Source organism: Priestia sp. RMT2NF4 (assembly GCF_047872835.1).
GTDB classification, from domain to species: Bacteria; Bacillota; Bacilli; order Bacillales; family Bacillaceae_H; genus Priestia; species Priestia zanthoxyli.
Window position 1 is genome coordinate 829,549 of sequence record NZ_JBLQZO010000001.1, and the last position, 15,707, is coordinate 845,255.

General features: G+C 35.6%; 21 protein-coding genes and 1 pseudogene. 3 read left to right on the top strand and 19 right to left on the bottom strand.

Going from position 1 to position 15,707, the window contains the following annotated elements; all coding sequences use genetic code 11:
* Positions 1 to 51: 51 nt before the first annotated feature.
* Both ACMX9J_RS04195 and ACMX9J_RS04200 read right to left on the bottom strand, forming a co-directional pair.
* A complete protein-coding gene (locus tag ACMX9J_RS04195) occupies positions 52 to 645 on the bottom strand; it encodes a DedA family protein (protein WP_416225444.1) in 594 nt (197 codons plus the stop codon).
* A 94-nt stretch (positions 646 to 739) separates the two neighbouring features.
* Positions 740 to 1,459 carry an endonuclease V gene (locus tag ACMX9J_RS04200; protein WP_416225445.1) on the bottom strand — a complete coding sequence of 240 codons (720 nt, stop codon included), beginning with the start codon at positions 1,457 to 1,459 and terminating at the stop codon, positions 740 to 742.
* Positions 1,460 to 1,727: 268 nt separating this feature from the next.
* On the opposite strand from ACMX9J_RS04200, the gene ACMX9J_RS04205 reads away from it, so the two are divergent.
* On the top strand, positions 1,728 to 2,600 hold the full coding sequence (locus ACMX9J_RS04205) for a glycerophosphodiester phosphodiesterase (RefSeq protein WP_416225446.1): 873 nt from the start codon (positions 1,728 to 1,730) through the stop codon (positions 2,598 to 2,600).
* A gap of 26 nt (positions 2,601 to 2,626) precedes the next feature.
* Here the strand turns inward: ACMX9J_RS04205 and ACMX9J_RS04210 are convergent, their stop codons facing one another.
* Both ACMX9J_RS04210 and ACMX9J_RS04215 read right to left on the bottom strand, forming a co-directional pair.
* On the bottom strand, positions 2,627 to 3,421 hold the full coding sequence (locus ACMX9J_RS04210) for a carbon-nitrogen hydrolase family protein (protein WP_028413082.1): 795 nt from the start codon (positions 3,419 to 3,421) through the stop codon (positions 2,627 to 2,629).
* Positions 3,422 to 3,433: 12 nt separating this feature from the next.
* On the bottom strand, positions 3,434 to 4,693 hold the full coding sequence (locus tag ACMX9J_RS04215) for a sigma-54 interaction domain-containing protein (protein WP_416225447.1): 1,260 nt from the start codon (positions 4,691 to 4,693) through the stop codon (positions 3,434 to 3,436).
* 242 nt (positions 4,694 to 4,935) lie between these two features.
* On the opposite strand from ACMX9J_RS04215, the gene ACMX9J_RS04220 reads away from it, so the two are divergent.
* Both ACMX9J_RS04220 and ACMX9J_RS04225 read left to right on the top strand, forming a co-directional pair.
* Positions 4,936 to 5,706 carry a carbon-nitrogen hydrolase family protein gene (locus tag ACMX9J_RS04220; RefSeq protein ID WP_034269102.1) on the top strand — a complete coding sequence of 257 codons (771 nt, stop codon included), beginning with the start codon at positions 4,936 to 4,938 and terminating at the stop codon, positions 5,704 to 5,706.
* 41 nt (positions 5,707 to 5,747) lie between these two features.
* Positions 5,748 to 7,142 (top strand): APC family permease, encoded by a 1,395-nt coding sequence (locus tag ACMX9J_RS04225; protein ID WP_034269099.1) that lies wholly within the window; start codon positions 5,748 to 5,750, stop codon positions 7,140 to 7,142.
* A gap of 39 nt (positions 7,143 to 7,181) precedes the next feature.
* On the opposite strand, the gene ACMX9J_RS04230 is transcribed toward ACMX9J_RS04225, so the two are convergent.
* The 15 genes and pseudogenes from ACMX9J_RS04230 to ACMX9J_RS04300 form a co-directional block, all read right to left on the bottom strand.
* Complete coding sequence (locus ACMX9J_RS04230; RefSeq protein WP_080974258.1) at positions 7,182 to 7,361, bottom strand: hypothetical protein; 180 nt, start codon at positions 7,359 to 7,361, stop codon at positions 7,182 to 7,184.
* A 122-nt stretch (positions 7,362 to 7,483) separates the two neighbouring features.
* Positions 7,484 to 7,978, bottom strand: coding sequence for a hypothetical protein (locus ACMX9J_RS04235; RefSeq protein WP_034269085.1), 495 nt, complete (start codon positions 7,976 to 7,978; stop codon positions 7,484 to 7,486).
* Positions 7,979 to 8,028: 50 nt separating this feature from the next.
* Entirely contained in the window at positions 8,029 to 8,562 is a 534-nt protein-coding gene (locus ACMX9J_RS04240; RefSeq protein WP_034269082.1) for an ankyrin repeat domain-containing protein, read from the bottom strand.
* Positions 8,563 to 8,835: 273 nt separating this feature from the next.
* Positions 8,836 to 9,252, bottom strand: a complete 417-nt coding sequence (locus tag ACMX9J_RS04245) for a tetratricopeptide repeat protein (RefSeq protein WP_034269079.1) — start codon at positions 9,250 to 9,252, stop codon at positions 8,836 to 8,838.
* A 207-nt stretch (positions 9,253 to 9,459) separates the two neighbouring features.
* On the bottom strand, positions 9,460 to 9,603 hold the full coding sequence (locus tag ACMX9J_RS04250; protein WP_232217033.1) for a hypothetical protein: 144 nt from the start codon (positions 9,601 to 9,603) through the stop codon (positions 9,460 to 9,462).
* Positions 9,590 to 10,213, bottom strand: coding sequence for a hypothetical protein (locus ACMX9J_RS04255; protein WP_034269076.1), 624 nt, complete (start codon positions 10,211 to 10,213; stop codon positions 9,590 to 9,592). Before ACMX9J_RS04255 ends, ACMX9J_RS04250 begins: the two co-directional genes overlap by 14 nt.
* A 74-nt stretch (positions 10,214 to 10,287) precedes the next feature.
* Positions 10,288 to 11,082 (bottom strand): Imm47 family immunity protein, encoded by a 795-nt coding sequence (gene imm47 / locus ACMX9J_RS04260; RefSeq protein ID WP_034269073.1) that lies wholly within the window; start codon positions 11,080 to 11,082, stop codon positions 10,288 to 10,290.
* 30 nt (positions 11,083 to 11,112) lie between these two features.
* Positions 11,113 to 11,613 (bottom strand): ankyrin repeat domain-containing protein, encoded by a 501-nt coding sequence (locus ACMX9J_RS04265; protein WP_034269070.1) that lies wholly within the window; start codon positions 11,611 to 11,613, stop codon positions 11,113 to 11,115.
* Between the two features lie 139 nt (positions 11,614 to 11,752).
* Complete coding sequence (gene cdiI, locus ACMX9J_RS04270; protein ID WP_033579206.1) at positions 11,753 to 12,130, bottom strand: ribonuclease toxin immunity protein CdiI; 378 nt, start codon at positions 12,128 to 12,130, stop codon at positions 11,753 to 11,755.
* A 113-nt stretch (positions 12,131 to 12,243) separates the two neighbouring features.
* A complete protein-coding gene (locus ACMX9J_RS04275; protein ID WP_257043059.1) occupies positions 12,244 to 12,714 on the bottom strand; it encodes an SMI1/KNR4 family protein in 471 nt (156 codons plus the stop codon).
* Between the two features lie 90 nt (positions 12,715 to 12,804).
* Positions 12,805 to 13,284 carry an immunity protein YezG family protein gene (locus tag ACMX9J_RS04280; RefSeq protein ID WP_176343946.1) on the bottom strand — a complete coding sequence of 160 codons (480 nt, stop codon included), beginning with the start codon at positions 13,282 to 13,284 and terminating at the stop codon, positions 12,805 to 12,807.
* 53 nt (positions 13,285 to 13,337) lie between these two features.
* Complete coding sequence (locus tag ACMX9J_RS04285; RefSeq protein WP_176343945.1) at positions 13,338 to 13,796, bottom strand: immunity protein YezG family protein; 459 nt, start codon at positions 13,794 to 13,796, stop codon at positions 13,338 to 13,340.
* A gap of 163 nt (positions 13,797 to 13,959) precedes the next feature.
* A complete protein-coding gene (locus tag ACMX9J_RS04290) occupies positions 13,960 to 14,466 on the bottom strand; it encodes an ankyrin repeat domain-containing protein (RefSeq protein ID WP_176343944.1) in 507 nt (168 codons plus the stop codon).
* 27 nt (positions 14,467 to 14,493) lie between these two features.
* A pseudogene (locus ACMX9J_RS04295) lies at positions 14,494 to 14,981 on the bottom strand (immunity protein YezG family protein).
* Between the two features lie 161 nt (positions 14,982 to 15,142).
* On the bottom strand, positions 15,143 to 15,598 hold the full coding sequence (locus ACMX9J_RS04300) for a DUF4274 domain-containing protein (protein WP_416225448.1): 456 nt from the start codon (positions 15,596 to 15,598) through the stop codon (positions 15,143 to 15,145).
* Positions 15,599 to 15,707 lie beyond the last annotated feature (109 nt).

A 15,707-nucleotide genomic window follows, 5' to 3' on the forward strand; every position in this document is an offset into this window, starting at 1 on the left:
GCATGCAAAAAAAGCATGGCTTTTCGCCATGCTTGTAGTCCAAAAACGATCTTATACGCGCTTTGTACGCGTACGTTTGAATACGAAATAAAGAACAATAATCACAAATGCCGCAACCACAAACGGAAGCGTATATTTGCTTGCTACGTCTTCAATGTTCGCCCAGTTCTCCCCTAGCTTTCCGCCTAAGTAAATAAATAAAATCGACCAAGGAATCATCGCTAACACGGTTAAAGACGTAAACTTCCAAAACGGCATTTTAGCAATACCTGCAGGGATCGAAATAGCATGTCGAACAACCGGGACAAAACGAGCGGAGAAAACCACACCCGCGCCGTATTTAATAAACCAGTTTTCCGCAAGATCGATATGCTTATCATGAATAAATAAGTACTTGCCGTATTTTTGAAGAAACGGACGTCCTCCGTAGGCTCCAATCCAATATAAAAACCACTGTGCAATCGTTCCGCCAATAATTCCGGCAATGACTGCTCCTGGAAAACTAATCATGCCTTGAGAAATCATATACCCCCCGTAGGCTAGTACAATTTCACTTGGAATGATTTCAATCATTAAGCCGAGCGCAATACCTAAATAGCCAAGGCTCGTTAAAAAATCCAAAATACTCGTAATAAATGAACTCACCTTTAATCACCTTACTCATTCTTTAATAATTTTACACTACTACTATATTCCAACCATCAGTATAAAAGGAAACTATGAACTCATTATGAACAGCTTACTTCCCTGTTGACTGCCGGTACCTTTTCCTCAGCTCATGCGTATGCAGATCTGCTAGGCGGACTGGAATCGGAAGCTTACTTTCTTTTGAAATAAAATGCATCATAAGCTGATATGACATGTCCAAATCAATATAGTTTCCGCACGACAGAAAAATAGGCTTTACCCCTTTGGCTGTCCTTACTACTCTACCATAAACCTGGCCATCAATCACAATATCTTCATAAGCAGCCTCTGTATCTTCAGGCATAACGTAATCATGTCCCTTGATCTTTAAATAGCTTTTCCCAATTCCAACGGTAGGTTTATTGAGAAAAAACGAAGCATGTGTAGCTACTCCCATGTGCTCGTAGTGCAAATATCCGTTGCCATCAAATAAAAACACATCGGGCTCTATTTGAAGTTTTTTAGCCGCTTCAAGAATTAAAGGAAGCTCTCGAAAAGCTAGAAACCCAGGAAGATAAGGAACCGTTACTTCTCCTACACTGTGCACTTTTTCTACAACGTTTTTCATCTGATAATCAACCACTACAATGCTGCAAGCTCCGTAAGATATGCCGTTTTCTTCCCAATACGCAACATCAACACCAGCACAGTTATGTATATGCGTCATTTTGACGCCTGATGTTAAATCAATTTGTGCTTTTAGCTTTTGCTGAAGCGTCCGGCACTCCTCTTTCGTTTGCATCGTAAACGTATGTATGTACTGAATATCCATGTTCCATTCCTTTCATTGACTGACTCACCTATTATACAACTATTTTCTAAGAAATTCCTATTCTTTTTTTCACACCTTTTATTATAGCGCTGTTTCCTTAACGTTTGATTAAAATCCCTATTCGTTTACGCATTTTTTGTAAACATCGCCATGAAAAAATCCCTATTTTTCTTTACGAAATGTCAACGCTTTCTACACACTTTCTCTATATCAGCATCACATTTTTTCGTTACGCTATTTCTATACTAACGCATAGGAGAGAAACGTGATGAAAAAATATTTAGCTGGTCTAAGCGCAGTCGCCTTATTATGCTGTTCAATCGCCTCTTCTGCTTTTGCACGCACGGAAGAAAAACTTACAAATATCGCGCACCGAGGAGCCTCCGCTTACGCACCTGAAAACACAATGGCTGCTTTTCACCAAGCGCTAGAAATGAATGCAGATTACATTGAACTTGACGTGCAGCAAAGCAAAGACGGTGTACTCGTTATTATGCATGACCGTACCGTAGACCGAACGACAAACGGAAGCGGACACATTCGAGAGTTAACGTACGCGGAGCTTCAGCGCTTGGATGCAGGAAGCTGGAAAGACAATTCGTTTGCGAATGAAAAAATTCCAACTCTTTCACAAGTGTTAGATGAATTTCAAGGGAAAATCGGTATATTAATGGAGTTAAAAGCCCCGGAACTTTATCCTGGAATTGAAAAAAAAGTAGCTTTTGAAATCAACAAGCGAAAGCTCGATCACGTCATCGTTCAGTCTTTTAACGTTTCATCCATGAAAAAAATGCATGAGCTTCTCCCAAACGTTCCTATAGGGATACTAACTTCTTCACAGCGAGACGCAAGCCCAAATTCAATCCAGCAATTCGCCGCTTTTGCCACTTACTTTAACCCGTCTTATGACATCCTAACGCCTGCTCTTATCCACCAAGTCCATTCTGCCGGAATGAAAATATCACCGTGGTCTGGAACCAAGCGGCTTCCCGCTTCATTTTTGTGGAAAACAAAAAGTGACGGAGTGATTACAAATTATCCTGATGAAGTGAATTGGGTGCAAACATCAACAAAAATAGGGAAAACCATTCACGCAAGCTCCGCAAGCCACACTGCTCGCTTAGTTGGTGTAGAAAAGTAATAGCAGCTTTCTTTAATAAAGAGCTCTTATAGCCCTTCTCTTCTGTATAAATCTGACTTTCGATTGTCTAAATAGTTCAAAATTTCCTTTGAACTTGCCGAAGACGATAGGTCTATGTCAACAATCGCAAGATCCTCATTATTAAGAGATTTAAACAGACAGCGCCCATTAGGATTAATAACTTCACTTTCACCAAAATAAACATAGTCATCTTCTAATCCAACTTTATTAGCAGCTGCAATAAAAATATGATTTTCTAAAGCTCTTGACCTCAAATAAACGTGCTGATGATGCTCGTAAGGAATCATGTTCGCACAAAGAACAAAGACGACTTCGGCTCCTTTTAATGCTAGAATTCGCGCCACTTCAGGAAATTCCATATCATATGTAATCATTACTCCAAACTTTCCTTGAGGTGTATCAAAGACCGGTATACTATCTCCAGAAGTAAAATATGAATTTTCATGATCAAAAAGGTGAATTTTACGATAAGTTCCTACTATCTCACCTTTCTTATTAATAAATACAGCGGAATTATATATTTTAAAGTGGTGTCTTTCCGGAAAACCAAGAATAACTCCTATTTGTAATTCTTTAGCACATTTTTTAACTTTCGTGATTAATTCTCCTTCTACTGATTCAGCTAATTCCTCCACCTGTTCATTTAACAAAAAACCAGTCAAAAATAATTCAGGAAATAACACAAAATCCGCACCTTGATCTTTAGCCGCTTCCATCGTTCCAAAAACTCTCTTTAAATTTTTATTTTTATCATGCAAATTGCTTCTAAGTTGGGCTAATGCAATTTTTAATTGACGCATCCCTTCACCTCTTTAAAAACCTTCTTTTTTGTATACTTTTAACTTTTTTGAAATAGTAGACTGATCAACCTGCAATACTTCTGCTACTTTGTAAGTACTTTTGTATTCACCGTAAGCTTTTAAAATTAATTCTTTTTCTACTTGTCTTTTAGCTTCTTTCAAAGACATTGGTGCTTTAGGAGAAAATGACCAACCGTTTTCACGTATATTTTTTTCTTCTAGCACTTCTTTTTCAGTCATATTTGTGACGACAATTCTTTCTATCGTGTTTTGCAATTCCCTTATGTTTCCTGGCCATTTATATTGGATAAGCTCTTGTTTTACTTCATCATTAATTTCTTTTCGAAGATGATATTTTGTATTATATTTAAAAAGAAAATGATCAATTAAGATATGTATGTCCTTTTCTCGCTCTCTAAGAGGTGGAATAGTGAGCGGTACGACATTAAGCCTATAGAACAAATCTTCACGAAATAATTTTTTCTCAACAAGCTCCTGTAAATTTTTATTTGTTGCAGCAATTACTCGTACATCTACTTTTTTTTCCTCTGTACTTCCTACTTTTCGCACCGCGTTTTCTTGCAAAACACCTAGCAGTTTTGCTTGTAGGTTTAAAGGAAATTCCGCAATTTCATCTAGAAAAATTGTTCCCTTATGAGCAGCTTCAAATAAGCCGACTTTTCCTCCTTTTTTTCCGCCTGTAAAAGTTCCTTCTTCATACCCAAATAGCTCTGATTCGATTAAACTCTCTGGAATAGCACCACAATTAACAGAAATAAAAGGCTGCGTTGAACGTGTACTAGTACTATGAATAAATTTAGCAATTTGACTTTTGCCTACTCCCGATTCACCTAGTAGAAGAACAGTGGAGCCTACATGAGCAATTGTTTCAATAATTTTACTAATTCGTTTCATAGCAGATGATTCCATAATCAACTCATCGGTTTTATGCTGACCTTCATTTGAATAAGGGGTAAACATGCTTTGAGATATATTCGCTAATGTCACGATTTGATTTATGTAAGAGTTCGCTTGGACAAGGTGGAGGGTAAATAGATAGGTTCTTCCCTCATAGGTGCTTAATAACTGAGTAGAACCACTTGGAGCAGCAGTAAAGACCTTTTTCCACTGAACTTCTTCAAATAACATACTTTCTTGAAACAGCGATAAGTGACTGGTTTGTTTATTATTGATAGATACGGTATCAATGCGTCCTTCATGATTTATGATGACTACTATTGATTCGCGGGTACCTATTGAAGAATTCCTCATTATCCATTTCCTCCTTTCGATTGTTTCTAATGAAAAATCGCATCATTGATGATAAAAATCATCATCTTAGCTTTCCAAATAACCGTATAAGCAGAATATGACTTATTTTCTTTTTCTCCCTATTAGTATAATGAAAAAATTCATCTTTTTAAAGATTAAAAATCAGAATTGACTGAAAAAATACGTTGGCACACTTCTTGCTTGTATTTATAGTGAAAACGATTATGAGGAGGTATTTTACAGTGAATATTACAATTGCTCAGTTTTGTCCTGTACGAGGCAATAAAAAAGAAAACATTCGAAAAATAAATGACTGTATCAAGCAAGCTGCAAGCGAACAGGCTGACCTTGTTGTCTTTCCGGAACTTTGTTTAACAGGTTATTTTATTTGGGATGATATTAAGGAGCTAGCTGAATCCGTTAGTGGCGAAAGCTTACAGTTTTTACAACAAAGCTGCAGGAATCACAGCATCCACGCCGTTATATCTTTTCCTGAAGTAACAGCTAACGGGCATTATCATATTACATCAGCTCTTATAGATGATACCGGAGCTGTAATTGGTACGTATCAAAAAACACATCTTTTTGACAGGGAAGCTGAAATCTTCCGCCCAGGCAACACTTTACCTGTTTTCAAAACCAAATTCGGAATCATTGGATTAATGATCTGCTATGACCTTGAATTCCCTGAAGTGGCCCGAACTTTAAAAATAAAAGGAGCGGATTTACTCATCATCCCGCTTGCTAACATGAGCCCTTACGAAGATTATCAAATAACCTATTTAAAAAGCCGTGCTATGGAAAATGAACTTCCAATTGCTCTATGCAATCGAATAGGCTCCGAAGAAGATACATTCTTTTTTGGACATAGCGCAGTCGTCAACAGTAAAGGAAAAGTTCTTCTAAAAATGGGTAGCAAGGAACAAATATCGACAGTAGCTATTTCTTTAGAAGAATCAAAAGATCAGAAGCTTAATTACCTTATGCACAGAAGATCGGATTTGTACAAATAGACATAAGAAGATTAAAAACAATTTTTAAGGGAGGCGCAAAGATGGAAACGAAAAGAAATCAAGCAGTTCCAACTTTGAAGTTGTCACATATTGTTTTGTTTGGACTTGCTTATATGACTCCAATGATTGTATTTGGTATTTATGGCTTGTTGGCTGAAACCACTCATGGACTAGTTTCCACTGCTTATATAGTGGCTTTAGCTGCTATGCTATTTACGGCTTATAGCTACGGTAAAATGACTAAAGCTTTTCCTATTGCAGGGTCTGCTTATACGTATACAAGAAAATCCATAAATCCATATATCGGATTTATGATTGGATGGGCTGTTTTACTAGACTACCTGTTTCTTCCTATGGTTATTTGGCTTATCGGAGCCGTTTATTTACATACAGCTTTTCCCAGCATTCCTCTTTGGGCATTTGTACTAGCCTTTATTTTTATTACAACTGTTATCAATATAATTGGCTTAAAAGCGGCGGCGAGCGTCAATACATTAATGATGATTTTTCAATTGCTCGTAGTCGGTATTTTTATTTCACTAAGCATTATATACCTTATAAAAGGCTCATCACCTTTTGCACTCTTTAGCTTTAACCCATTCTTGAACGAGCATCTTACATTTTCGTTTGTAGCCGCTGGAGCTTCCATTGCTTGTTATTCTTTTTTAGGATTTGATGCTGTTACAACTCTATCTGAAGAAACCATTAATCCTGAAAAAACAATGCCAAAAGCTATCTTTCTTATTACACTAATTGGAGGCATCATTTTTATTGGAGCTTCTTATTTTCTACAGCTTGTTCATCCTGACTATACATCTTTTAAAAATATTGATTCAGCAGCATTTGAAATTGCCGTACAGATCGGCGGCAATTTATTTAGCTCTATTTTTCTAGCTGGATTAATTATTGCTCAATTCGCATCTGGCTTATCTGCTCAAACAAGCGGAGCCCGTTTATTATTTGCAATGGGAAGAGACGGCGTACTTCCCGCTAAGATATTTGGTTATCTTCATCGAAAGTCGAAAACACCCCTATTGAATATTTTATTCATAGGAGGCATTTCATTACTGGCCGTTAAGCTTGATGTAAGTACTTCTACTTCATTTATTAACTTTGGAGCGTTTTTAACATTTATTTTTGTAAATCTATCGGTCATTTTTCACTATTACTTCACGTTAAAAAATGAAAAAAAGAATCGTTTTCTTCTCTACTTTCTTATACCAGCTATCGGAGCAGCCCTTGATTTCTATCTCTTTATTAATCTGGATAAACACGCCTTAGTGCTAGGAAGCATCTGGACTGCCATAGGACTTGTATACTTAACTTTTCTTACAAAAGGATTTAAGCTTCCTCCTCCAGAAATGGATTTCGATGAAGAGGAAATAACGAAACCTTCCTCTCTTGCGCATCAAAAAGCTGCTGAAAAGACATTGTAACTTTTTTAAAAAAAGAGATTGAAACATAACGAAATGAATTCAATTTAAAGACGAACAAATGGGATACATGACCTGAACCTCTTGTGACACGGCAGTTGATTTCCGTGCAAGACTTCGCTTTCCGCGAGCGAGCGCTGAGCCTCCTCGTCGCTTGCGCTCCTGCGGAGTCTCATCTATCCCGCTTTTACCGCAGGAGTCTTCGTCTTGTCCTCCAATCAACTGCTAGAAGGAATTAAATAGATAAAACCTAAGTTCACCATCAAAAAAACGAACCACTAATCAAACATGTTGATTAATGGTTCGTTTTTCACTTCGTCTAAAACCAACGCTTCTTTTTACCTTCACAGCTCAAATAAACTTTCTCCGTCCTTATTCACCCAATATTTTTCTGTTTCTGGAATCAAAGCTGTAAAGTTTTCATACATTCCTTTCCAATCTCTTGGAACGTATTCTTCAAATGAAGCCGGTTCAGGAAACAGTGAGTAGAACGTTTTTTGATCAAAGTCCACTAAAAACGAAGGGCTAAAGTCTAATACGTCTTCTCCATCTCCGCTTTCTATTTTATCTTCAAACAGCTTTAAAAGAGTAGCTGCATCTACTTTATATGACTCTATACGTTTTAAAAAAAGCTCAGCATTTTCACTGCTAAGAACTTCGATTCCTTTTCGTTCAGGTTCAATGTACTCGTCAACGGCTGAATCACCTTCATTTTCAAAAGCTTGCGCAAACTTTACATAATCTAAGTACCATAGGTCTCGATCGGTTACATACCATTGAAACTGCTTTTTATGTACCACTCCGACAATTACGTTTTCAGCATATATAGGTTCTAGCATGAGATGGACCTCCTGGCTTTTATTAGCTTTGTGACCTGTTATATACGATTTTATTGGTCTTCAAGCACTCTCTTTTGTACTTTTTCATTCAGCTTCTGCTTTAAATATTCAGCAATTTCTATTTGTCCTCGTTCAATCGCAAATTCATAGGCATCCATATTTTTCATCGTATCCCCTGTATATGTTACAGTAATATCAATACCACTCTGAACAAGGTATTTTACAATATCAAGATGACCACCATAAATCGCTGAAAATAAAGGATTTCTACTCGAATCGCTTACATCTAACATTGCACCTCTATCGTATAAGTACTGAACTATGCTAAATTCACCTACACTCGCTGCATGTGCAATTGGCGCTGACTTTGGTACACCTTCATTTATGTTAATATCCATCCCGTATTCAACTAGGAACTTTACCATGTCAAGACTACCAGCTCTAGCAGCCACGTGTAGCCACGTTCCAAAAGGAGTTATAAGCTCAAGCAGCGTTTTATCTGTAATCAGAATCTCTTTTGCTTGTTCTGTATCACCATTCTTAATGAGATCATAGGTTTTAACTGCTTTTTCCTTATTATCCATAGAAACCTCCTAAGATATTTTTGTTCATAAGGCTTCTTCACCAGTTTATAGTATCAGAGAGATTCCTTTAATCTTCTGAAATCCCTTCCAGAATTCTTCTAATGATTTAGATAGGATTATGTGGATATTCTTTTAAATAGTGCTCTATTAAACTCTTACTCTATTTCAGCACATTGGTTCACACGCCCTACTCATATGCATTAAAATCAAAAATCCTCAATAGCCTGCTGTACTGAGGGTTTTACTCTTCACTTAAACTGTATTTTTCTCTATTTAAATTAACTCTATAATAAGCTTAAAGTATTTATCATCTTCCTGAAAAAAGATTTTATAACCTTCAATTTGATAAGCCTTGTACAAATACGCTTTTGCTTTTTCAAACTCTCCAAGCTCATAAAAACTTTCCCCTAACCGCAACAACAGAAAAGGATTTCCTTTCCCCTCAGGACAATTTAAGGCACATTCTAAGCTGTGTATAGCGTCTTCATAGTTTTGTATTGAAAAGTATGTATCACCTAAAGTGCCGTAAATCCACGTAGCCGCTGACCATTCTTCCTTTGGCTCTGGAACTAATTCAAGTGCTCGTTGATAAGAAGCAATCGCTTCACTCACTTGTTGCAGTTCAGCAAATCGATCACCTTCTTCACATAACTTGACAATTTGCTGGTGAAGTTGATCGTTCATTTCCATTACAGCATCTTCCTACTGAAATAATAAGGTTTCATCTTCATAATCCTTTTAGCAGCTTTATATATTTGACATCTTGCCCTTCGAACGATCTTCCTTCTGACTTTTTATTAGCAATATCAAAATTAACTACTGCTTAGCGCTTTTGTAATTCTTTATCACTGTAAATGTATCAATAATATCCCGTACAATATTGCAAGTGTCAGGATATCAACCTTTAGGCTGTGGAATTTCACCCCAAGCTTGTACCAATAAATCTATAGATGTTTCGTAATCATTATTTTCAAAGCATTCATCGCTTTTGGTCTTATATTTCTCAATTATCACTTGCTTTTCAGGGTCAATTTGTATCATTTCTTCCTCCACTCAAAATATCTTCATCTCTTTCATTTAATACTGCCTTCACTTGATCTCTTTCAAAAATCACCATATATTCATATGGTAAAGCTAAAACTTGAATAAGGGATGGACGAATCTTTAATAATTGATAAACATAAAAAGCCTCAAGCTCTTCTGTATCATCTTCTTCATTTACCGGCCCTATGTACCAGCCAGAATCTCCTCGTTCAGCTCCGCCGCTTCTTTGTAAGTAAATACTATCTACTTCTAGTATATTTTTAGCTACCACGACTTTATCTCTAAAGCTGACACCTTCACCATTTTTCATGTTTAACTTGCGCAAAAAGTGAACTTGTTCCAACTGCACCCATAGAGCAAGCGTTAAATCTTCTGTATAATCCTCAAAGGGATTCCCTGAATAGTCCGGTGAAAGAATGTAATACTCTTCATTCTTTACAGAAACAATAAAGTTCGACCACCCTATTTGTATCGAAAAGCCGTCAGTCCATTTTTCTCTTTCTATCGTTTCAAAGATACGAAATAGACTCTGAACCTGCATTTTTAATTCGTGTTCTGCTTGAACTACGACTACTTTATCCCCTATATTTTTAATGAATTTTTTCAATTATTCTTCCCTTTCTTTTTTCACTAATTTTGTTGCCAAATATATTGCGTTTGGACAGTACGTAAGGTTGCTTTCTATAGCTTATACCCATAAAAATACTTTTGTCCTTTTTCCCAGTTTTTAATGGAAAGATTATCAATATACTCCATCATTTTTTTATAATAGCTTGCATTCATAATTGTGCGGTAATCTCCAGGCACTTTTTCCCCAGTTAAAATGGATAATAAAGATGGAATCAACTCCATCTTTAATGGTTCTTCGTTATGTACTGCAATCATCGCTCTTTGGACTAATTTTTTTGCTAAGTCTCCGGGAAAAGCTAAATTTTGTTGAAAGTAATAACTTTCTGGATCATTCTCATTGCAATACTCAACATAATAGTCTCCTATTTCCTCCACAGTCGCCTCTTCTCCAATTTTTGCTTCATAGTCAAGGAAAAAATCAAGCGAATCCTTTATGATAATAGCCGTATCGTCAATTTCGTTCCAGTCTTCAAGTAAAGCCAATAAATATGGAACTACTTCAAGAGAAAGTGATGTTATCGCTGCGGATGCAAACGTATCAATAGTTTCTTCAGTACCTTTACTAAGAAATCGCAGGTTGTTTGAATCTCTTAAGTCGTCATGTGTTGCGATAGCGAAAAAGACCCTTATACATAAATTCAAAACCGCTTCATCTTGAGTCCCGTTCATCAATTGAATTAATAGCGGCTTTTGAGTAAAATCCCCTATTTTATATAACTCGATTAAATTAAATAAAATGTCCCTTTCTGTATGGCTTTTCAATAGATGTTCTTTTATTTCAGCTTGAGATAAAGTGGTTTTTTCACCAAACCATATACTATTCATAAGGTTTCTTGAGCCTACCATCATTACACCTGCTTTCGCTAAGTAAATTATCTATTTCAACTTTCCCTTTAAATATTCAGCAATTTCTATTTGTCCTCGTTCAATCGCAAATGTGTAAGCATCCATTTCTTTCATGTTTTCACCAGAGTATGTAATCGATATATTGATATGATTCTCAACTAACAGTTTAACCATCTCAAAATGACCGTTATATATGGCAGCAAACAGCGGATTTCTATCTGGTTCACTAATATCAAGTTCAATATTATGGTTAATAAGATACTTAGCAATATCTATATGTCCTTTTGCAGCCGCTCTTTCTAAGGCATTGGTAGAAAAAGTTCCTCCTTGTGCATTCACATCGATTCCAGCACGAATAAGGTATTGTACGATTTCTAAATGACCATGAGCTGCCGCTACATGTAGCCATGTGCCAAAAGGTGTGATCCATGTTAACATTTCTGCATTTTTCTCAAATAAGTCTCTTACCTTATTTAAGTGACCACCTTTTATAGCACCTCTAATAGCTTTTGTCATTTGAGTTATTGCCATTTTTCGTTTTCCCTCTACTTTCTACCTTGTAGAATTCTCTCCAAAATATATCGTCTCTCTGCTTGGTGTGATGCGCTGTAGTGTGGGGAGCTTATTGTCTATAGCAAGACTCGATTCGTTGCTTCTTTATATACTCCTACTAGTCTTCATTACTATGATTTTGTTTGATTTTATGTAAAAGAGCCATCACTTTTTCTTTATCATGGGCATGATCTTCCATATATACGCGGCAAATTTTGTGCAAGTAAGTTAAAAACGTTTCATAATCGACAATAACACTTTTGTCAGTGTCACCCGTACCGTCTAGAAATTCAATGCCGTTTTCAACATAGCCCTCTTCCCACGGCTCTAAGTCGTCTGAAAATGTACAAATGTGGTACTCATTTCCATAACCAGTTTCCTCTGAAAAATAGTGTAAGACTTTTAAAAATTTTTGATCTGATAAAGCGCTATAAAAACTTATCATGGGAGACAACGTACAATCTATATCATGAAATAATTCTACGATTTTCTTCATTTGTATCCCCTTTTTATAATTAATTGAATCAACATTTACTATTTGATCACGCCTACTTCTATGAGAGCCTCAAAAAATCCACAATTATTTTCATGCCCTACTTTAGCTGCGGATTAATGAAGCATAGCTAAAAATTCTTTGAATGTATCTGCAACAGGGTACGTGTTCGGCTCAAGCTCAGCAGAATTTTCATGATCCCATACACAAACGCTAGGGTTATCTCTTGAATTTCTATAATCTAAACACACAAAATCTCCTGCAAATAAAGTCGCGATTGGTAATAAAGCTACTCCCAATAAATCTCCATCATCTGTAAGCCAATCCTCTAATTGAGTCCATGTTACATCAATATCAAACGTACCGGCTTCATTGTTCTCTGGGGCTTCAAGAATACATAAAAACCTTATTAATACATAGCTATGACTCTTCACTTTAAAAGCTTTTGCTTCTGGAGAAGCCCCGTTATTTCTTTTTATCATTTGTTTATAGTCTGGAGGTAATTTCACTCTCCAAAACGCTTCCTTTTCAGCTAGTAAATTATCCGATGGTAATGGATAAATGATTGAATCTTTTTTTATTTCCATTGAATGTACTCCTTTTCTGTAGTATTCTTTCATTCCCTATTGAAATATGTATATTTAACATAATGAATTACACTATAAGCTGTTCATTTTTTATCTATCTTTTACAGCCTCGAGATATCTCTTTAGATGCTTTTGTCCTAGCTTACTTTTTGGCAAGATACCAAGGTATTCATATTCCCATATTGTCTTCCTAGCATGGGAATCTGCGGCTGAAAGATCATCATAATTAAATTGAATCGTAAACGTTTCTTTGTGATTAAAAATTAAAGTGAAGTTGATCCATGGCTCTTGGTTCTCACTTCCGGTAAACACTTTCCATAATTCTTGGATGCAGTCTAATAATTTGTTCCATTGTTTAACATAGTCTTCTTCACTTACAGCAAAAATTTCAGGAATGTCATGACTGTATATAATTTCATCACTGTTATTAGGATAATAATAGAAGTACGCTGTTTGGGCACCATCAACAACTTCACCATAAAGATAAACTTTAGAACACGCTTCCGGAATGGTCTCTATTACGATATTGCCTATGTCTTGATATAGCTTATTCACTTTTTCTTCGTTCATCTAACATTCCTCCTGCTGCCTTGTTAAATTGCCTAAGAAGCCCTAGCAAAATATTAAAGCCTATTATTACGTTTCACCTTTTCAAACCACTCATTAGCATTATAACTAGCGGTTTTAACATCATCATTTGTATAGACCAACTCGTAATTGTATTCCGCTGTAAAGTGGCCGCTCTTCACATCATAAATTAATCTCATCTCCGTTGGCATGTCTCTGTTATTTTCTTTACACAGCGCTTCAATTTTTTCAATATCTTCATTTAAAATATCTAATACCATAAATCCTCTTTTCGGAGATGTATCATATCTTTCATCCTCATCCTCTAAGGCGTCGTTCACTTGATGAGATTTTACATATTGATTGTTAATAAGATAAAAGAATTTACTGGAAATAATGTTTCCTTCACACGAAGCATAGATATACACTTTGTCGGCTCTATCGTTAATATATTCCATACAAATTGATATCATATCAGCTTGGAGTTCAGTGAATCGTTCTTCAAATTCTTTCATATGATGGTGCACCTCGCTTATAAACTTTTAATTCTACGCTTGTAAAATGTTCCCTTGATGCAATTCTTTAGGGTTAATTTAGTACCTTCATGAGGTGGGAATTTAACCACAAATACTGGATTTATGCTAAATTGGATTATTGGGATACTCATTTAAATACTTATTAATTTTCAGTCATCCTTTGCTTTAAATATTCAGCAATCTCAGTCTGCCCAAACTCTCTTGCATATTCATAAGCATTCATATTTTTGATATTTTCTCCCGTGTATCTAATGGACACATCTATTCCTTTTTGTACTAAATATTTAACTACTTCTTGATGCCCCCCATAAATTGCTCCAAACAGTGGATTTCTCTTCGCTAAGCTCACATCTAGTTCTGCTCCAGATTCTATTAAATACTTTACTATCTCTAAATTACCGGACCCAGCTGCTAGATCTAACGCAGAAGCATCAAATGTTCCGCCTTTCGCATTAACGTCAATTCCTTTTTCAACTAAATATCGGACGATTTGAAGGTTCTCTTTTTTAACCGCTACATGTAACCACGTACCAAATACATTCACGGTATTCAAAGTCTCTATATCATCACCTATTAGTTTTTTCACTGCGTTGATATCGCCAGTTTTAATGGCATTTCTTATCAATTTTTTACTATGGTTTCGGTCCACTATGCAAACTCCTTCATTATCATCTACTCAAATAGGATCATTCGGAAATTCACTATCGTACTTTGCAATTAATACTCTATCTTTTTCTTCACTTGCTTCTTCACCTAGATATTTACGTTTTCAAATTATCATTTGGTCACTAAAACTATACTTTGTATCGAACCAATTCGTATAATCATAGTGTATGTTCAACTTCCTGTTACTATCTACAGACATTGTAAATGAATACCAAAGCTCTTGATGATTATTTTCAAAACTGCTTCTTAATTGATTGCTCAATTCAAACAGTTTTCTTTTACATTTTTTAAATTCTTGTTGATCCACATGATACTCGAACGGGATTTTCAAGCTATACGTAAAACTTTGTGTATTCTGAGGTGTATTATAAAAAAATAAGTACCTCCTCCAGTTTCTGATATTTGAGCATAAAAATAAAACTTTCCCCATTCTTCTGGTATCATTTTATTCACTATTTCAGCTATTTTTTTATGTAATTGCTTCATTTCATTTTCCACTCTTTTCATGACTTCAGTTCGTTCAAATTCTATACCTACCATTCTTCCAGATTTAGCTGCTTGATATTGATATTTAGCTTCCTTTATGTATTTTAGACTTAGACCTAACTCTTTTCTCTTTTTATAATGCATCAATCAACCTAAGTTTAGTTACTAATTCATTATATTTTAAAAATATCAACCGCATCTCCTGGAGATTTATTAATAAGGAGTTCAGGAATGTTTGGATTACTCTTCTTTAATTTATATTTTTGAATGTTTGTTAATTCAGGATTGAAAGAAATAGCCTGAGATGTAAACTCTAAGTTTATGAGTTTATTGTAAACTTCCCCTAAAAAATTTTTCCAATTTTTCAAGGAAGAATTTGAAACCTCACCAGGATCTTCTAACATACGATACCCGTCTGCATAATGAAACATCAGTAAACCTGTTCCAAAATCACAAGCTGCATTTTCTAGAATAACTTTTGGCACTTCAAACCCACTATTCCAGTTATAATTTGCAGCAGAGTAATGAAGCAAGAGAGAGTTATTAGTATTCAATAAATAACTTATTATGTAATCCTCATCTGTCCTATTAAGTAACTGTTTAAGAAAATGAATATCGTCCTTATCCATAAGTTCTTGCCTCCTTTTTAAAAAACTCAAATGCTATAAATTATTGATTATTGCTGTTAAAATTTTCTTCATATCTTTTCATTTTCATCATTTGTTCTTTATCTTTTTC